The organism is Streptomyces sp. SCL15-4, from assembly GCF_033366695.1.
Lineage (GTDB): Bacteria > Actinomycetota > Actinomycetes > Streptomycetales > Streptomycetaceae > Streptomyces.
The window spans coordinates 8271167-8286079 of the sequence record NZ_JAOBTQ010000001.1 but is presented as its reverse complement, the minus strand read 5'-3'; the positions used below and the strand labels follow the sequence as shown (position 1 = coordinate 8286079).

Here is a 14913-nt window from a genome sequence, read left to right as displayed (position 1 = left end):
ACCCGCGCTTGACCGAATCCCGTATGCCACCCCGGTCCGCTTCCCCTTGCATTCGGCGCCGGACGTGCGACCTCAGCGCTGCCGCTCCCACTGTTCCTTGGTGATCTCGTAACGTACGCCGCCATGCTCGGAGCCCTCGACCATCTCCATATCGGAGGGAGTGGGGATGGTGTCCGCGAGTGACATGTCGAGCTTCTCCATGATGTTGCGCGAACCGCGGTTCACGGACATCGTCTCGGCCCAGACCATGCGTACACCGAGCTCCGTGAACGCCTTGGCCAGCAAAGCCCGAGAGCCCTCGGTGGCATAGCCCTTGCCCCAAGCCGCCCGCCGCAGCCGGTAACCGAGTTCGACCTCGCCGAGCGGACCCTCCGGCTCGGGACGCAGGATGTACCAGCCTATGAATGCGCCGCCGTCCTTCTCGTGCGCGGCGAACAGTCCGAGGCCGCCCCACTTCTCGTAGCCGGCGAGGATGTTCGGCAGATGACGCTCGCGGACGATCTCCGGCGGGGTGGGACTGCCGCCGGTCAGGTAGCGCATCACCGCCGGGTCGCTGTCCAGCTCGATCAGCAGGTCCGCGTCATCGGCAGTGAAGCGGCGCAGGGTGAGACGCTCGGTCTCCAGGTAGGTGTCCACGAGCCGATCATGCCTTGAGCAAGCCGAGCGGCCCAACGGTTTCCTGCGGCTCCGGGCGCTCCCGACGCCGCCTACGACGTCGACCGGATCGCGGAGATGTCGAACTGCAGCCGGACCTTCTCGCTCACCATGGTGCCCCCTGCCTTGAGGCGCTGGTTGTAGACCAGGCCCCACTCGGTGCGGTCGATGGTGGTGGTGCCGTCGAAGCCGGCCCGCTCGAAGCCGAATGGGTCCAGCACCGAGCCGAGGTAGTCGAGTTGCAGGTCGACGGGCCGGGTGACGTCGCGGATGGTCAGGTCCCCGGTCATGCGGAAGGTCTCTCCGCCTTCGTGGACGGTGGAGGTGCTGTGGAAGGTCATTTCCGGGTACTGGCGCGCGTCGAAGAAGTCGGCGCCGATAATGTGCGCGTCCCTTTGCTCCACGCCTGTGTCGACGCTCGCGACCCGGATGACGAGGTCGGCCCGCGACTCGGAGGGCTGGGCTCCGTCGAAGTACAACGTGCTGTCGTAATCGGTGAAAGCCCCCCGGACCGTCGTCACCATGGCGTGCCGTACGGAGAATCCGATGTGGCTGTGGGGGCGGTCGATCGTCCATCGCCCGGTCAGGGCCTGAAGTGCCGGGTCGAGTGCGACACCCTGGGACGTGGCCCCCGCGAGAGCCGGGGGCGGCTCGCTGACGACGGTCTGGCGTCGGCCGAAGATACCCATGATCGTGAGCCCTTTTCCATCTGATTGCTCTGTGCTGCCAAGGTGTCGCCGGGGCGCTGCCCCGATCGGTGATCCCGCCCGAGGTGGACGCGGTCGACGGTGAACCCGCTACCCAGCGTTACTTCGGTGGCGTGGGCGTGTCGTGGGTGCGGTACATCGCCTGTACGTCCAACTCCAGTTGGACGGTCGGCCCGACGACGGCGATGCCGCGGGCGAGCATGGAGCGCCAGTTGAGGGTGAAGTCCTCCCGATGAAGTTCGGCCTTCGCGAGGGCCGCGCAGCGCAGTTCCTGTTCGTAGCCCCCGTTGATCGACCCGAGGTAAGTGGTGTCGAGGCCGACGGAGCGGCTGGTGCCGTGCATGGTGAGGGTGCCGTGCACGGTCCACTTGGAGCCGCCGCGGTGGGCGAACCGGGTGCTGGTGAAGTCGATGTACGGGTAGCGTTCGACGTCCAGGAAGTCGGCCGAACGCAGGTGATTGTCGCGGGTGTTGTTGCCCGTGGTGACACTGGAGGCGTCGATGCGCACCGCCACCTGCGAGTCGGCCATGTTCGGAGCGATGCGGATGCTGCCCTGGAAGCGGGTGAACCGCCCGTGGACATGGGCCATGCCGACGTGCTTGGCGATGAACCGGATCGCGGTGTGCGGAGGGTCGAACAGCCAGGTACCGGCTGTCGGAAGTTCCAGCTGGCGGGCGGGCTGGAGCGTGACTTGTGCGGTGGGCCGGGCCACCCCGGCCGCGATGTCGAGGTCCTCGCGGGCGGGTGACAGGCCCTCGGCCACGATCATCACGCTGTAGGAGCCGGGTGGCAGCGTGGCTATGAAGTAGCCGTGGGGGTCCGTGGCGCCACGCGTCGCGATCCGGTGGCTGTCCAGCGCGGTCACGGTGACCTCGGCTCCGCCCATGGGCTGCCCCATGGGATCGAGCACCTCGAAGCCGAACGCCCCGGCGCCGGGCGGCAGCGGGACCGAAATGCTCGACACGGCACCGGAGGCACCACGGGAACGCCGACGACGGAGCAGCCCGAGAGCCATGGAGTTCACCCTTCTTCTCCTGCGTCTCGGTCACGCGACTCGCTCAGAGTTCTTGCATTCCCGGTCGCCCAGAAATGTGGACGACAGGAGGACGGACGCAAGGCCAGTAGTTCACCGACGATCATAAAGCGCTCCGCGAGTCGGTCACTCGAACCGGTGTCGAAGCTGCTCAACCTACCTGGGGACGGAGGCGAGGCCACATATCGGTACATCGACCGGCCATATCGCCACAGCTCGATTCGCTGCTTTGCGGCAATGCTGTGGTGAACGGCACGGAAAAGGGACCGGATGTTCACAACCGATCTGCGGATTCATCACGGGCCTGACACAGAACTCGTCGTGCCGCCGTCCTTCCGTGGGCCGGTGAGAAGGAGGCGCTGCCAGACATCGACGAGTATCTCGATATCCACACTGCCCGTCGATCGGCCTGCTGCGCGCCGGCCTCGCGCGCACCGAGTCACCTGACGCGGGGATTCGCCTGCTCCGAGTTCCGCTCCTCGTTGCAGGAGAGGGACACGCCGCGCGCGGCGACCCACAGTGCGTCCCCTTTCCTCGTGGGTGAGGTCCGGCTCGAGCAGGGCCGCGTCCAGGCAGGCGGCGATGCGTTCGGGCCGGGCCGTGCCGATGACCGGGACGATGCCCACCGGGTGGCGTTGCAGCCACCACAGGGGGACGGTCTGTGGTTGTGGTCCCCTTGCGCCGGGCGAGATCCGCGACGACCCCGACTCACCGGCGTGTCGGGGTCGGCGGTGAGGCTGCCCCGGGCGAGCGGTCCCCAGGCCTGGAGGCGGAGCGTCGGGTGACGGTGAAGAGCACGGCCCGGGAGTCGGCCATGAGTGAATCGTCGACCTCTTCCGGCATCCTGCGATCGGTATCCTCGAACTCGACTGCGAGGTCCTCGTCAACTCCGATCACAACCAGCAACTCGGCATCCACACGGCCCGCCCGGGCACTGAGTCGTACGAGCGCTTGCAGTTGCTGCGGGTAGTCCTGGGCATTGATCTGGATGCGCAGTCTGCTTGTCCCGTCACTCAGACGAGTGACCGATGCCCGCTGCCCTGCGCGCCGGGCTACCTGTCAGGACACGAGCGGTCCTCGCCCGGTTCCTCGCCCGCCATGCCTCGAAACCCGGGGTCGGCGGACTGGCCGAGCCACAGAGAACCGTCGGCCTCCCTGTGGTCGGCACCGCATTGCTGCCCCCGGAAAGACGGGTCCAGCATCGAGAACCGTCCAACCCACACCTTGCATGCGGCGACGGCCGTACCGCCGGTTGTAACGGCGATCGCTGCCGTCTGCTGGCCACCGGCCGCTCCGCCGGAATCGTCGAGTCCCCAAGTCGCCGAATCGGTGCCCCGTTCGGCGGCTGATGTCGTTACCCCGCCGTCACGGTCGGCTGCGTCGTCCGTTCCTTTCGCATCAAGGCACCAGCACCAGGCGACCGCGCAGCCCACCCGCCGCCAGCCTGCGATGCGCCTCGGCGACCTTGTCCAGCGGCAGGACGTCGGCGACCCGCGGACGCAGTCCGGCGGCGGCCAGCTTGGCGAGGCGGGGGCCGTCCGCGCGGATCCACACATTGCCCACCCGGATGCCGCGCAGCGGCGTCGGCGCGTTGCCCAGCACGCTGACCAGCGAGCCCCCGCCGCGCACCGCGTCCAGCGCCGGCATGCCCACGGACGCCGCGTCGACCGCGGCGTGTACGCCGCCGGGCACCAGGCCGCGCACCGCCGCGGGCAGGTCCGCGGTCCGCGGCACGAAGAGGTCCGCGCCGAGATCGCGCACCAACTCCTCGTCGTCGGCGCCCGCGACTGCAATCACTCGCACGCCGGCCAGCGCGGCGAGCTGCACCGTGTAGCCGCCCACCGCCCCCGCCGCTCCGGTGACCAGCAGTGTGTCGCCGGGCTTGGCCCCGGTGGTATCGAGTGCCTGAGCAGCGGTGAGTCCGCCCAAGGGCAGGGTCGCCGCAGCCACCAGATCGGTGCCGGCCGGCACCGCAGCGACCGCGTCCGCGTCCAGCACCACGTACTCGGCCTGCGTCTTGAGCGACAGCGCCAGCCGGTCTGACAACCCGATCACCGCGTCGCCGAGTTGGAATCCGACGACCTCGGGCCCGAGCGCCTCGACGATGCCGGCGACATCCCAGCCGATGCCGATGACCTCCCGCTCAGGAAGCAGGCCGGCCGCCGTGAGCGCGCCGGAGCGGGTCTGGACGTCCACCGGGTTGACAGCCGCCGCGGTGACCCGGATCCGGACCTGGCCGGTACCCGGTTCCGGCACCGGTACCTCCGCCATCTCAAGGACTTCAGGGCCACCGAAGGAACGAATGATCACAGCTTTCATGTGCACGAACCTATGGGGTGTTACTCTCCACCGGGAAGTACGCACTTCGGAGTGCCTACCCGACCCGGGAGTGCCATGGCCACCCGCAACGCCGCTCAGCGCCGCGCCGATGAGCGCGCCGCCTACGACGCCTACCTCGCCACCTGCCCGGCCCGGCAGCTGCTGGACCGGATCAGCGACAAGTGGGTGAGCCTGGTGCTGAACGCGCTGGCCGACGGGCCGCTGCGGTACCGCGACCTGAACCGGATCATCGCCGGAGTCAGCCAGAAGATGCTCACCCAGACGCTGCGTGCCCTCGAACGTGACGGCCTGCTCACCCGCACGGTGACCCCGTCGGTACCCGTCCGGGTGGACTACCAGCTCACTCCACTCGGCCGCAGCCTGCTGCCGGTGATGGCCTCGATCAAGGCATGGGCCGAATGCCATATCGAGGAAGTCCAGACCGCCCGTACGAACTACGACCGGGGCGTGGCGGCGGAGCCGCCCGTACCCGGTCCATGACTCTCGACCACGCCACGTTGACGCCATCGCCGTCGCGCATGCTCCAAGGATCGGCCGCCGGCCAGAGCTGACGGATGATCACGAAGTTCCGAGCCGACAGCAGCCTTCTTCACGCCCGCTGCCGGAGTCGCCAACCCTCCCTGTCATCACTGAGCTTGCACTTGTGATGTCGTCTTCGGTGATCTGGGATTGATGGTCAGTCCTGTTTCGGCGAGGCGACAGTCTCTGAGGTGGCTGCGGTACTGGATGTGGCGGACACCGCGTCGGATGCGCTGGACGAGGTGTTCGGGGGTGCTGGAGGCGATGTTGGAGATCCAGCCGCGCCGCAGCAGGGACCAGAGCGGCGGAGGCCCCGCACAGGGTAAGCGCGCCCGTGTCGGGGTCGAATCCGGCCGGGTGCACGTGCGTGGCGATGGGGTCGGCTACAGCCCGCCAGCGAGCGACCATCCGCCTCGGTGAGCAGGCCGCCGCCGGGAGAACATCTCCCGCAGCGCCTGTCCAAGGGGCACGGCCGGAGTCCGCCCGCACCGCTGCCTCGTGCCGGTAGAGACGGAGCACCCGCTGAAGCGGTGAAGGCGGGCGTCTTCCTTGGCCTGCCTCGGTTTCTGCCGCGCCAGGTCTGCGCGCCGTGTCACAGGTCGACCTGCCGGCGCGGGGGTCGACCGACTCCTACGGCAGGCGACAGGAAGCGGGCCGACCGAGGCCGGCGCCGGGCAAGGGGGGCAGTCAGGCAGGCGGACGGCCGGTGACGGTGGGCAAAGTCGTTGTCCTGATCCGGCGGTAGGTCCTGAAGCCGTACGCGGTCAGTCCTGCCCAGATGACGGTACTGACCAGAGGCCACCACAGATCCCGTCCTCCCTCACCCCGGGCGAGATTGACAACCCAGTTCACCGCCCAGCCGACCGCAAGGACGAGCGCCACCCACCTGGCCCATCGCCAGATTCCCATGGTTCCCCGGGCACGCGCTTCCTGGGGGCTCCGTTTGTCCTGCCGCAATCGTGTGCCATCCATACCTACGCGCCTACCCCCTGCCCGTCCCTTGCCTCCCGGTCCCTGAGGGATGACCGAAAACGGACGGACCCGCCCGGCTTCAGAGAGCAAGGAGACCTGGAACGCAGAGGAGTCCAGCACCAGGAGGGCAATCAACGGCAATGCCCCCATGCCGACGGCACTGCCCGCTGCGCTGACCGCGTAGGCGCCCCGCAACTGCCGGAAGTCCTGCCCGAGCGCGCTCCTCCGTACCAACCGAACTTCCCGAGATGTGAAGGCGCTCAGCGTAGACTCGGACCAACCGCCACCGCGTGATGCCGGAGACCGGCCGACCCGGTCGACGACGCGCCGACCACGGCCGGCGCACGGAGCCGGCACGCGCCAGGCGGCATGCGCGGCCGTCGGCGCGGGACTGCGGAGCCTGACGGTGGCCAAGCCGAACAGGGCGGACCGAACGGCGGCCCCCGGACGTACGGCACCGGCGCGCGGGACGGGCGAGCCCGCCGTGAGCAGCAGCACCTTCCCCACGCGACCGCGTCGTCGTACAGGACGGCGGAAGCTGGGGCCGGGCAGTACGACGCCGCGGGGCAGGGTTGGGGCGGAGTGATGGAGCTGGGCACGGCGGTGGCCGAGCCGAGCGAGACGGCAGGGTGAACGCAACCTTCGCGGGGTGGAGGCCGCGTCGGCGACGGGCTCGTGGATGTGCGCCGGGCTCGGCTCGCTGTGCCGGATGGGGTGTCGAGCTGGCACCCCTCGGGTAATGAGGCAACAGGCGATTCGAGGAGCCTCCGTCGCGAACGCTCAAGTGTCGGCTCTGAAACGGCCGTCAGCACCGGACCACGTCAAGGTGTTAGTCGTTGTTATGGCCAGAGGTTATGGCTGACATCAATAGATGTGTGGGCATAATCGAACGAGGCGAATTTCTCGCTGGGCAAGTGTATTTCCCAGCCCGTCTTTCCCGTACCCCCGGCTATCACTTGACTCGAAGGATAGACCGAGGCGGCGAGGTCATTACTGCTACAAGGCGGCCCATCGTAAAGTAGTAGATTCGGCCTGACGGCAACCTTTTCGTCGCCGAGTAGGGTAGCTCGCAATTTCAGTACAGCAATGGCGCCATCTGCGCAAACTTCGAACGTGACACTCCTTGTTCGCTTACTGTGATCAAGAGTGATATTCTTCCGCGGGGGCGTGATTCGCTTCATGTCCCAGAACGGCGGCCCATCTTTGGCAATCAGTTCCACCTTGACAGTGACGATGTGAACGGCTGCCGCCGCAGCGGGATCCGTCATACCCGCGAATGGGATGGGAGCCAGCAGAACTGCGACTGCCACAGCATGTCCGAGTTTCATCTTCACACCTCGCATACCTAGGCTTGACAGATAGCGCAGGTACGGCGGTCCGCGGGAATGAAGTCCTCATGCGGGGTAGTGATCGAGCAGCTCCCCGATTCGTGTTGCCAAATCTAGCTAACCACCTTGCTCACGGGGCAGCAACCGCGCATGTCGACCTCTGGAGCTCCTGATGTATCACGTCGGGTACACGATCCAAAGCATGTGGAAGCTGTTGCGGCGGCACGGCCGGTCCGCACAGGTGCCCCTGCGGCGGGCGATCGAACGCGACGACGAGGCGATCAGGATGTGGAAGGCCGAGGTGTGGGGACAGGTAAAAGGACCGCGGCGGACCTGGGCGCCCACATTCGCTGCGAGGACGAGGCAGGCCAGGAGCTGAGGCCGCCCAAGGGACACACCCGGGCACCGCGCCGAGCCCGGCCGGTGGTGCGGGTACGCGGTCACAACCGGGGACGGGGCAACATCGCCGGCGTGGTTTGTCACCGCGCCGGACGCCGCTGCCGGTGCTTCTTCAAGCTGCACGTCTGGCACGGGCGCCGGGGCGAGGCGAAGGCGTTCACCTGGCGCCAGTACCGCGACCTGATCGTCATGACCCGCATCCAGCTCGGCACCCCGGTGGTGTGGTGCTGGGACAACCTGACCCTGCACCTGGTCCGAGAGCTGGCCGCTTTCACCGAGGAGCACAAGGACTGGTTACAGATCTTTCAGATGCCCTCCTGCGCACCAGAGCTGATCCCGGCCGAGGGGATCTGGTCGCTCCTCAAGCGGCACCTGGCCGACTTCGCCGCCACCGACCTCACGCACCTCACCCGCGTAATCATGTTGACGGTCACCCGGATACCGCCGGCGCTCACCCCGGCGCCGATGGCCCCCATGGCGGTGCCAACGGTTCCTCTTCTCCTTGCTACGGGACAGGGATGACGACCGACTGAGGTCTGCCTCCCGGAGACTCTTCGTGTTTCGTGCTCACTCCAACGTAGGGGCGGGTGAGGGACGTGGGGAGGGGAGGTCGGCGCTTGGGGACGCTTGCCCCACCCCTTGGACCCGCGCCAATACCCGCATCGCAGACGCCTCGTACGTAGTCGGCAGGGTGGGTACGTAGACCGAAACTGGTCGACTTCACGAGTTCAACCTGAGCAATACCGACCCGACACCGTGCGCCGTGCGCAGCCGGGCACCGGTCGAGCTCGGTGTGCCACGATTGAAGTCCTGGCGCATTCTCCGCCGATCCCGGTGCCGCCCGAATCGAATCGGCTTCCCGGGCCGCGCTGACACCGGCGCCGCCCCCCGACCGCCGTTCCTGGCCGGCCTGCCGACGGCGCCCCGTGCCGCGGCACCGGTTCGCCCCCGACTGCATCTGGCGGTGGGGCTACGGCCTGTCGATGCCAGGTTGTGGTCGTCAGCGCCTGTTGTGCTGCCTGCCGCAGCGGGTTCGGCCCTGGGAGATCGGCTGCGGTGTAGGCAGCGGCTGACCACCTGTCTGCCTCGCAAGCCGGGGCTCCTCACCAGGGCCTCTCGTGGTCCGCGTCAAGAGACCCGTCACTGACGCGAACGACACCCGCACCGGAACGGTGACTTGGGCGGTGGCTGCCCAACCAGGTGGGCAGGCAGCCCGCTGATGCGGCAGGTGGCCCGGTGCGGGGTTTCACCAGTCGGTGAGATCCACCAGATACCGGCAGTGGGGGTCGTCCGGCTCCTGGGAGATCCGGTATTCCTCGCCGAGCAGGGACGGCAGCACGGCCAGCAGCGCGGTCAGCGCACCGCCCAGCCGCGCTTCGGCGGCGATCACTCCGGCGACCTCGTCGCTGTCCATGTACAGGCGCAGCACTCCCCCGTCGCGGAACAGGAAGCCGCGCAGCCGCGCCCCGTGCCGTTCCTCGACAGGATCAGTCGGATGTGCCAGGCAGCGCAGAAGTGTGGCAGCCCAGTCGTCCTTGGTGAACGGGGCTTGCGTCACCTCGGCCGGGTCGACGAGGTAGAGGTCCATGCCCATGACCGAGGTGACCCGGCTGCGCGGGTAGATGTGGGTTCCGGTGTGCACGGCCCGCAGGAGGGCGACGACGTCGTGCGGCGTGCGCAGGTCCTCGCCGGCTCTGAGGGGGATCTCGTACGCGGTCAGCCGCGCCGGGTTGGTCTCGGTCCGGTCACCGAGGACCGCCCGCACAGCCGGCGTCTGCAACGGGGCGGGCAGGACTCCGCGTACGTGCTGGTCTTCCAGGAGTGGGGCGTAGACGTGGTCCGACAGGAGGGCGGCTACCTCGACCTGGAGGTCTTCGATCTCGCGTTCGTCGTCGCTCACCGCATTACTCATTCACCCAGTCGGGACATTTCCGCATGCCGTTGCAGCAGGCGGTGATCACGCTGATCACGTGTCCTCCTCCGGCGTCGTAACGCCTGTCGTCCGTCCTGCGACCGTAGCGGGCCTTCACGATGAGTTTGACGCGCCCGTGGGCCCGGTGTGAGGCCCACCCCCAGTACTGCAGATCGGCCCCGTCAACCTTGTCGACTTCGTCCCGGAGGGGAATATTGACGAGCGCGTACTTCCTGATGTTGTGCTTGCCGGAGAAGTGGTTCCATCCCAGTTCGCCGTTGCCCAGGCGGGTGGGGATCCGGCGGCCGTCCGGGTCGACCGCCTCGCACTTGACGTGCTTGTTCCAGTACGTAGCCGCGTGTGCAGGCATGGCTGGGACTGCAAGAAGGAGCGCCGCTACGGCGACAGGTGACACGAAAGCCGTGAGTGCCGCATCTGCTCCGGAATTCAGCCCATTGAGTTTTTGGTCGCACGTCTGTCCATGCAACAGTCCGCTCCGGTGCGCACGGTTGACGACGCGGTTCGAGAACGGAGGTGCGCCGCTTGTTCCAGAGGGCGCTCGATGTCGTCGAGGTTCTCCAGCAGGCACATGGCCGCAGCGTGCCATACGACCCGGCTCCTGGTGAAGCGCCGAGCGCACCGGTCCAAGTGAGCACGAGCTGCGCGCCGGCGCGACAACGGTTTCGGGTTCGGGCGGCGCACGCGTGCGGAGCGCGGGCACCGCTCGAAGCGACGTGACAGCGAGAAGTCCGGTGATGCGAGCCCGCTGGGAGGAATTCCGGCTGAAGGGGTCCGGTCTGGGGATGGGAAGAGATGGGCACGATCCCTGAGATGGCACACGCAGATTCAGTACCACGCCGCCCGCGCTTGCTGTGGGAGCAGCACTGCTAGCCGTCGGCCGTGACGGGAACGTGGCGGTGGCCTTCGACCTGGAGGATTCCGGTCCGCTCGCGGGACGGCTGGAGCGGGTGCGGCAGTTCTACGATCTCGGTGTCCGCACGATGCTGCCCAGTTACAACAACCGCAACGCCGCCGGCGGTGGCTGCCTGGACGAGGTCGACGAGGGGCTCACCGCCTACGGCCGGGCGCTGGCAGGCAGTGCGCAGTCAGCCGATGCCGACCGTGTAGCACCGGTTGGAGTCGGATACGCTTTCGCAGCAAGCCCTTGTTCCCTGCTGTCTCGGGGCTGAACCGCGCCGCACCGGGGCTGGCGTACCGGCGCGCCGTGTCACCCGTCAGGACTCGACCACCTCCACGTGGTCGCCGACAGCGACCACCAGGACCCGCGCACCCGGCTCCGTGGAGCACCAGCGGTGCCGGACGCCGCCGGACAGCAGCAGCGTGTCCCCGCGCCCCAGCCGGTGGATCCGCCCCTCGGCCTCCACCTCGACCGAGCCGTCCGCCACGTACATCAGCTCGTCATTGCGGTGCAGGAACTCGCGGTCCGCCTCGTGCTCGCCGACGAACTCCAGCGCGTGCAGCTGATGTCGGCCGCGCACCACCGGCCGCACGCGCGCCTGTCGGTCGAGTCCGCTGTCGTCGCCCGCGCGCACCACGTCGACCGTGCGGGTCTCGTCCGAGGCCGCGAGGAGCTGTACCGCCGTGGTGCCGAGGGCGTCCGCGATCCGCTGCAACGAGCGCATGCTGGGGCGCGCCCGGTCGTTCTCGATCTGGCTCAGGAACGGCGAGGAGAGCCCGCTGCGCCGTGCCACTTCGGCGAGCGTCAGATCGAGTGCCCGGCGGCGACGGCGTACGGCAGCACCGACCCGAAGTGTGTTCCCGGCCTCCATGGTTGTCCCGTCCCTTCCCGCCCCGCGGCGCCGTTCTCGCTGGTCGCCGATGCCTGACGGCACCTTACGCGGCACCCGCCGAGAGGCCGCAGGCGGTTTCGTACTGCCGACACACGCCCGTCACACAACGTCTCTACTGTCAAATTCAATTGATCACATCAAAGAAAATTTGAAAGAACGAGGAGTTGCGACGTGCCATCGATCGACCAGAACTCACGCCGCCGGCGTCCCACCGGTCTCATCGCCCTCGACGAGACGGCCGTGTGCGACGGCTACACCCTCTACGCGCCGCTCACCGGCAGCGGCGAGGTCTACCTCGTCGACATCCACGGCCGCACCGTCCACCGCTGGGACCTCCCCTACCGGCCCGGCCGTCACGCCCGTCTCCTGGCTGACGGAACCCTCGCCTACAACGGGGTACTCCCGGGGGAGAAGGCCCTCTTCCCGATGTGGCACAGGTACCGGGGCGGCGTCATGCTCCGCGCCGCACCCGACGGCACGGTACTGCGCGAGCATCGCGACCCCCTCCAGCACCACGACGCCCACCACCTCGAAGACGGCCGGATACTCTATACGGCCCTGGAGGCCCTGACCGGCGCCCAAGCGGCGGCCGTACAGGGCGGAGCGCCCGGCTCCGAAGCCGCGGGCGGCATCGTCTGGGCGGACACCATCAGGGAGGTCGGCCCGAACGATGAACTCCTGTGGTCCTGGCGCGCCGCCGAGCACCTCGACCGCGCGTCCTTCCCGCTGCACGAGGCGTACGCCCGTGAACACTGGCCCCTCATCAACGGTGTCACGCCTCTGCGGGACGGCAACATCCTCGCCAGCCTGCGCAGCGTATCGGCCGTCGTCGTCATCAGCCGCGAGACCGGCGAGATCCTCTGGCGCAGCCCTCCCGGCACGGTCAGCCAGCAGCACGCGCCCACCGAACTGGACGACGGCCGGCTGCTGGTCTTCGACAACGGCGTCTTCCGGCCCGGCCACGACGTGCCGTACTCCCGCGTCATCGAGATCGACCGGGCGGGCGAAGACATCGTGTGGGAGTACCACGACCCGGCCCGCGAGTTCTTCTTCGCGCCCTTCATGGGCTCCGCACAGCGCCTGCCGAACGGCAACACGCTCGTGACCGACTCTCCGTCCGGGCGGTTGTTCGAGGTGACGAAGGACGGCTACCTGTGCTGGGAGTACGTCGTCCCGTACTTCGCCGGCTACCGCGAAAGCGAGGTCCGGGGCCTTTTCCCGTCCGAACCCAACGCCGTCTTCCGCGCCTACCGCTACACGGCGGCCGACATCCCGTGGCTGGACGTGACGGCATGACGAGCATCCCGGCCCCTGCCGCCTCCCGCTCCGCCGAAGCCGTCGACGCGCGGGTGCCGTTGCGGCGGCTCGTGCCGCTCGCCGCCCAGCACGTCCTGGCGCTGATCGCCGCCCCCGTCTCCACTGTCTTCCTCGTCGCCGGCACCCTGCGGATGCCGCCCGGTGCCACGGCCTCGCTGCTGAGCGCCGTCCTCCTGCTGTGCGGCGCGGGCGCCCTGCTCCAGTCCCTCGGGGTGTGGCGGATCGGCGGCCGCCTGCCGTTCGTCATGCTGCCCGGCGGTGCCGCGACGGCGCTGTTCCTCCAGATCGCCCAGGAACACGGCGCGCCGACCGCCACCGGTTCCGTCCTCCTGGCGGCAGCGCTGCTGCTCGCCGTACTTCCCCTGTACACCCTGGTCGTACGGCTCTTCCCACCCCTGGTCATGGGCGTGACCGTCCTGCTCATCGGGATCGCCATGATCCGCGTCGCCGCCCGGCTCGTCACCGGCCCGGACGGCAGGGGCGAGCCGCGCGCGGTGCTCCTGGCCGCGCTCACGGTCGCGGCGACCGTCACCGCGTACGTGCTGCTGCGCGGAGTCTGGCGTCAGACCTCCGTCCTCATCGGGATGGCGGCCGGAACCGTCGTAGCGGTGACGACCGGACTCGGCGCCTTCGCCCCCGCGGCCGGCAAGGGCTTGGCGCTGCCCGCGTTCCTGCCCTTCGGTCCACCCCGCTTCGACCTCGTGGCCGCCCTTCCGCTGCTCGTGTTCAGCCTCACCACGCTGGCCGAGATCACCGGGCAGACCGTGCTCAACAGTGAGACCGTGGGCCGAACCCCCGCTCCCGAACGGGACGTTCCGCGCGTCGCCCGCGCCGACGCCCTCGTCTCCCTGGCCGGCGGGCTGTTCGGCACATCCCTCATGATCACCAGCGCCGAGAACATCGGCATCGGCCGGCTCACCGGGGTGCGCAGCCGCTTCGTGACCGCCGGGGCAGGCGTGCTCCTGATCGTCGTCGGCCTGGTCACGCCCGTGTCGCGGGCGCTGGCCGGCATGCCCGAGGCCGTCGTGGGCGGCTCCGCACTCGTCGTCTACGCCGTCATCGCCGTGATGGGCGTCGAGATGCTCCGCCGAGCCGACCTGTCCGGTCCGGGTACGGGCAACCTGACGGCCGCGCTCGCGCTCACGGTGGGACTGCTGCCGTTGCTCAGCCCGGAGCTGTACGCGGGGTTCCCCGAGTGGGCCCGTACGATTCTCGGCAGCGGCGTCGTCGCCGGAACCCTGACGGCGGTCCTTCTCACCGCGCTGCTCGGCCGGTTCGACCGGGTGCGCCGAGCCGCCGTCCCGGCGGAGCCGCGTGTACCGGAGTGACCACGCCGACATCCTGCGGCACCTGCTCGCGCAACGCGGAAGAGCCGGAGTCAGGCGGCAGGGCCGACGGTCACCAGGTGACCTGGAGTCCCTCCACGCCGTAGCGCTCCAGCCTGCCGCACCACCACGTGCGCATCGGTCACACCCTGTACACCGAGGCGGCCGGCCTGTGGACGCACACGGCGGCACTGATCGCGAAGGCCGGTGAGACGGGCGATGCCAGTGCCTCGACCAGGCCGGCTCGGTCCTCGGCGACCTCTCCCGGATCGAACGCGACGCCATGCGCGCACTGAGCCGCCTGAAGGTTGCATTCCCCGCATGAGCCGCCCGGCAAGGTGCGTCCAGGAGGGCAGCGGTCTGTTCCAGGCCGCCCCCAGGGGCGGCTTCTTTGCCCAACTGGATCAGAGGTCCATCCGGGAGACGGTCTCCCTGAGCCCCCAGTAGCGGTCGGTGGCCGGGTCCGACGCCGGTGTGACCACGGCCATGCGGGTTGGGGCTTTACCGAGCAGTTGTGGCTCTGGTGAGTGATCAGCAGCAGGGGCGGGCGGCGGTACGGACAGGCTCGCCACCGCGGGGGCGATCTCTCGGATCCT

14 protein-coding genes and 4 pseudogenes are annotated in these 14913 nt (G+C 68.8%); 9 read left to right on the top strand and 9 right to left on the bottom strand.

Annotation, left to right across the window (positions count from 1 at the left end):
• Positions 1 to 72 precede the first annotated feature (72 nt).
• The 3 genes from SCK26_RS37255 to SCK26_RS37245 all read right to left on the bottom strand — a co-directional run bounded on the left by SCK26_RS37255 (position 73) and on the right by SCK26_RS37245 (position 2376).
• Positions 73 to 636: a GNAT family N-acetyltransferase gene (locus SCK26_RS37255; RefSeq protein WP_318205792.1), complete on the bottom strand. Its 564-nt coding sequence runs from the start codon at positions 634 to 636 to the stop codon at positions 73 to 75.
• Positions 637 to 707: 71 nt separating this feature from the next.
• Positions 708 to 1343 (bottom strand): YceI family protein, encoded by a 636-nt coding sequence (locus SCK26_RS37250; protein ID WP_318205791.1) that lies wholly within the window; start codon positions 1341 to 1343, stop codon positions 708 to 710.
• Between the two features lie 118 nt (positions 1344 to 1461).
• Positions 1462 to 2376: a YceI family protein gene (locus tag SCK26_RS37245; RefSeq protein WP_318206180.1), complete on the bottom strand. Its 915-nt coding sequence runs from the start codon at positions 2374 to 2376 to the stop codon at positions 1462 to 1464.
• 852 nt (positions 2377 to 3228) lie between these two features.
• Between SCK26_RS37245 and SCK26_RS37240 the strand changes: the two are divergent.
• A pseudogene (locus SCK26_RS37240) lies at positions 3229 to 3366 on the top strand (transcriptional regulator); the annotation flags it as partial.
• 426 nt (positions 3367 to 3792) lie between these two features.
• Here the strand turns inward: SCK26_RS37240 and SCK26_RS37235 are convergent.
• Positions 3793 to 4713 carry an NADP-dependent oxidoreductase gene (locus SCK26_RS37235; protein ID WP_318205790.1) on the bottom strand — a complete coding sequence of 307 codons (921 nt, stop codon included), beginning with the start codon at positions 4711 to 4713 and terminating at the stop codon, positions 3793 to 3795.
• Positions 4714 to 4788: 75 nt separating this feature from the next.
• Here SCK26_RS37235 and SCK26_RS37230 point away from each other — a divergent pair, with 75 nt between their 5' ends.
• The gene (locus SCK26_RS37230; RefSeq protein ID WP_318205789.1) at positions 4789 to 5214 is read left to right on the top strand and encodes a helix-turn-helix domain-containing protein; all 426 of its coding nucleotides are present in this window, start codon (positions 4789 to 4791) and stop codon (positions 5212 to 5214) included.
• A gap of 146 nt (positions 5215 to 5360) precedes the next feature.
• Here the strand turns inward: SCK26_RS37230 and SCK26_RS37225 are convergent.
• Together SCK26_RS37225 and SCK26_RS37215 are read right to left on the bottom strand one after the other, a co-directional pair.
• Positions 5361 to 5555 (bottom strand): annotated as a pseudogene (locus SCK26_RS37225) (IS630 family transposase); the annotation flags it as partial.
• Positions 5556 to 7064: 1509 nt separating this feature from the next.
• The gene (locus SCK26_RS37215; protein WP_318205788.1) at positions 7065 to 7553 is read right to left on the bottom strand and encodes a hypothetical protein; all 489 of its coding nucleotides are present in this window, start codon (positions 7551 to 7553) and stop codon (positions 7065 to 7067) included.
• Between the two features lie 172 nt (positions 7554 to 7725).
• Between SCK26_RS37215 and SCK26_RS37210 the strand changes: the two genes are divergently transcribed.
• From SCK26_RS37210 to SCK26_RS37200, 3 genes and pseudogenes are all read left to right on the top strand, one after another.
• Positions 7726 to 7932 (top strand): winged helix-turn-helix domain-containing protein, encoded by a 207-nt coding sequence (locus SCK26_RS37210; RefSeq protein ID WP_318205787.1) that lies wholly within the window; start codon positions 7726 to 7728, stop codon positions 7930 to 7932.
• Positions 7842 to 8474 (top strand): transposase, encoded by a 633-nt coding sequence (locus tag SCK26_RS37205; RefSeq protein WP_318205786.1) that lies wholly within the window; start codon positions 7842 to 7844, stop codon positions 8472 to 8474. The genes SCK26_RS37210 and SCK26_RS37205 overlap by 91 nt, the downstream gene beginning before the upstream one ends.
• A 247-nt stretch (positions 8475 to 8721) precedes the next feature.
• A pseudogene (locus SCK26_RS37200) lies at positions 8722 to 8805 on the top strand (IS5/IS1182 family transposase); the annotation flags it as partial.
• A 393-nt stretch (positions 8806 to 9198) separates the two neighbouring features.
• On the opposite strand, the gene SCK26_RS37195 reads toward SCK26_RS37200, so the two are convergent.
• Complete coding sequence (locus SCK26_RS37195) at positions 9199 to 9852, bottom strand: hypothetical protein (RefSeq protein WP_318205785.1); 654 nt, start codon at positions 9850 to 9852, stop codon at positions 9199 to 9201.
• Between the two features lie 4 nt (positions 9853 to 9856).
• Complete coding sequence (locus tag SCK26_RS37190; protein WP_318205784.1) at positions 9857 to 10234, bottom strand: hypothetical protein; 378 nt, start codon at positions 10232 to 10234, stop codon at positions 9857 to 9859.
• 502 nt (positions 10235 to 10736) lie between these two features.
• Here SCK26_RS37190 and SCK26_RS37185 point away from each other — a divergent pair.
• Positions 10737 to 11054 carry a membrane dipeptidase gene (locus SCK26_RS37185; RefSeq protein ID WP_318205783.1) on the top strand — a complete coding sequence of 106 codons (318 nt, stop codon included), beginning with the start codon at positions 10737 to 10739 and terminating at the stop codon, positions 11052 to 11054.
• A 45-nt stretch (positions 11055 to 11099) separates the two neighbouring features.
• Here SCK26_RS37185 and SCK26_RS37180 read toward each other — a convergent pair whose 3' ends face one another.
• Positions 11100 to 11654, bottom strand: a complete 555-nt coding sequence (locus tag SCK26_RS37180; protein WP_318205782.1) for a helix-turn-helix domain-containing protein — start codon at positions 11652 to 11654, stop codon at positions 11100 to 11102.
• 192 nt (positions 11655 to 11846) lie between these two features.
• Here SCK26_RS37180 and SCK26_RS37175 point away from each other — a divergent pair, with 192 nt between their 5' ends.
• From SCK26_RS37175 to SCK26_RS37165, 3 genes and pseudogenes are all read left to right on the top strand, one after another.
• Entirely contained in the window at positions 11847 to 12971 is a 1125-nt protein-coding gene (locus SCK26_RS37175; protein ID WP_318205781.1) for an aryl-sulfate sulfotransferase, read from the top strand.
• Complete coding sequence (locus SCK26_RS37170) at positions 12968 to 14320, top strand: uracil-xanthine permease family protein (protein WP_318205780.1); 1353 nt, start codon at positions 12968 to 12970, stop codon at positions 14318 to 14320. Before SCK26_RS37175 ends, SCK26_RS37170 begins: the two co-directional genes overlap by 4 nt.
• Positions 14321 to 14445: 125 nt before the next feature.
• A pseudogene (locus SCK26_RS37165) lies at positions 14446 to 14642 on the top strand (DUF4872 domain-containing protein); the annotation flags it as partial.
• Between the last annotated feature and the right edge of the window lie 271 nt (positions 14643 to 14913).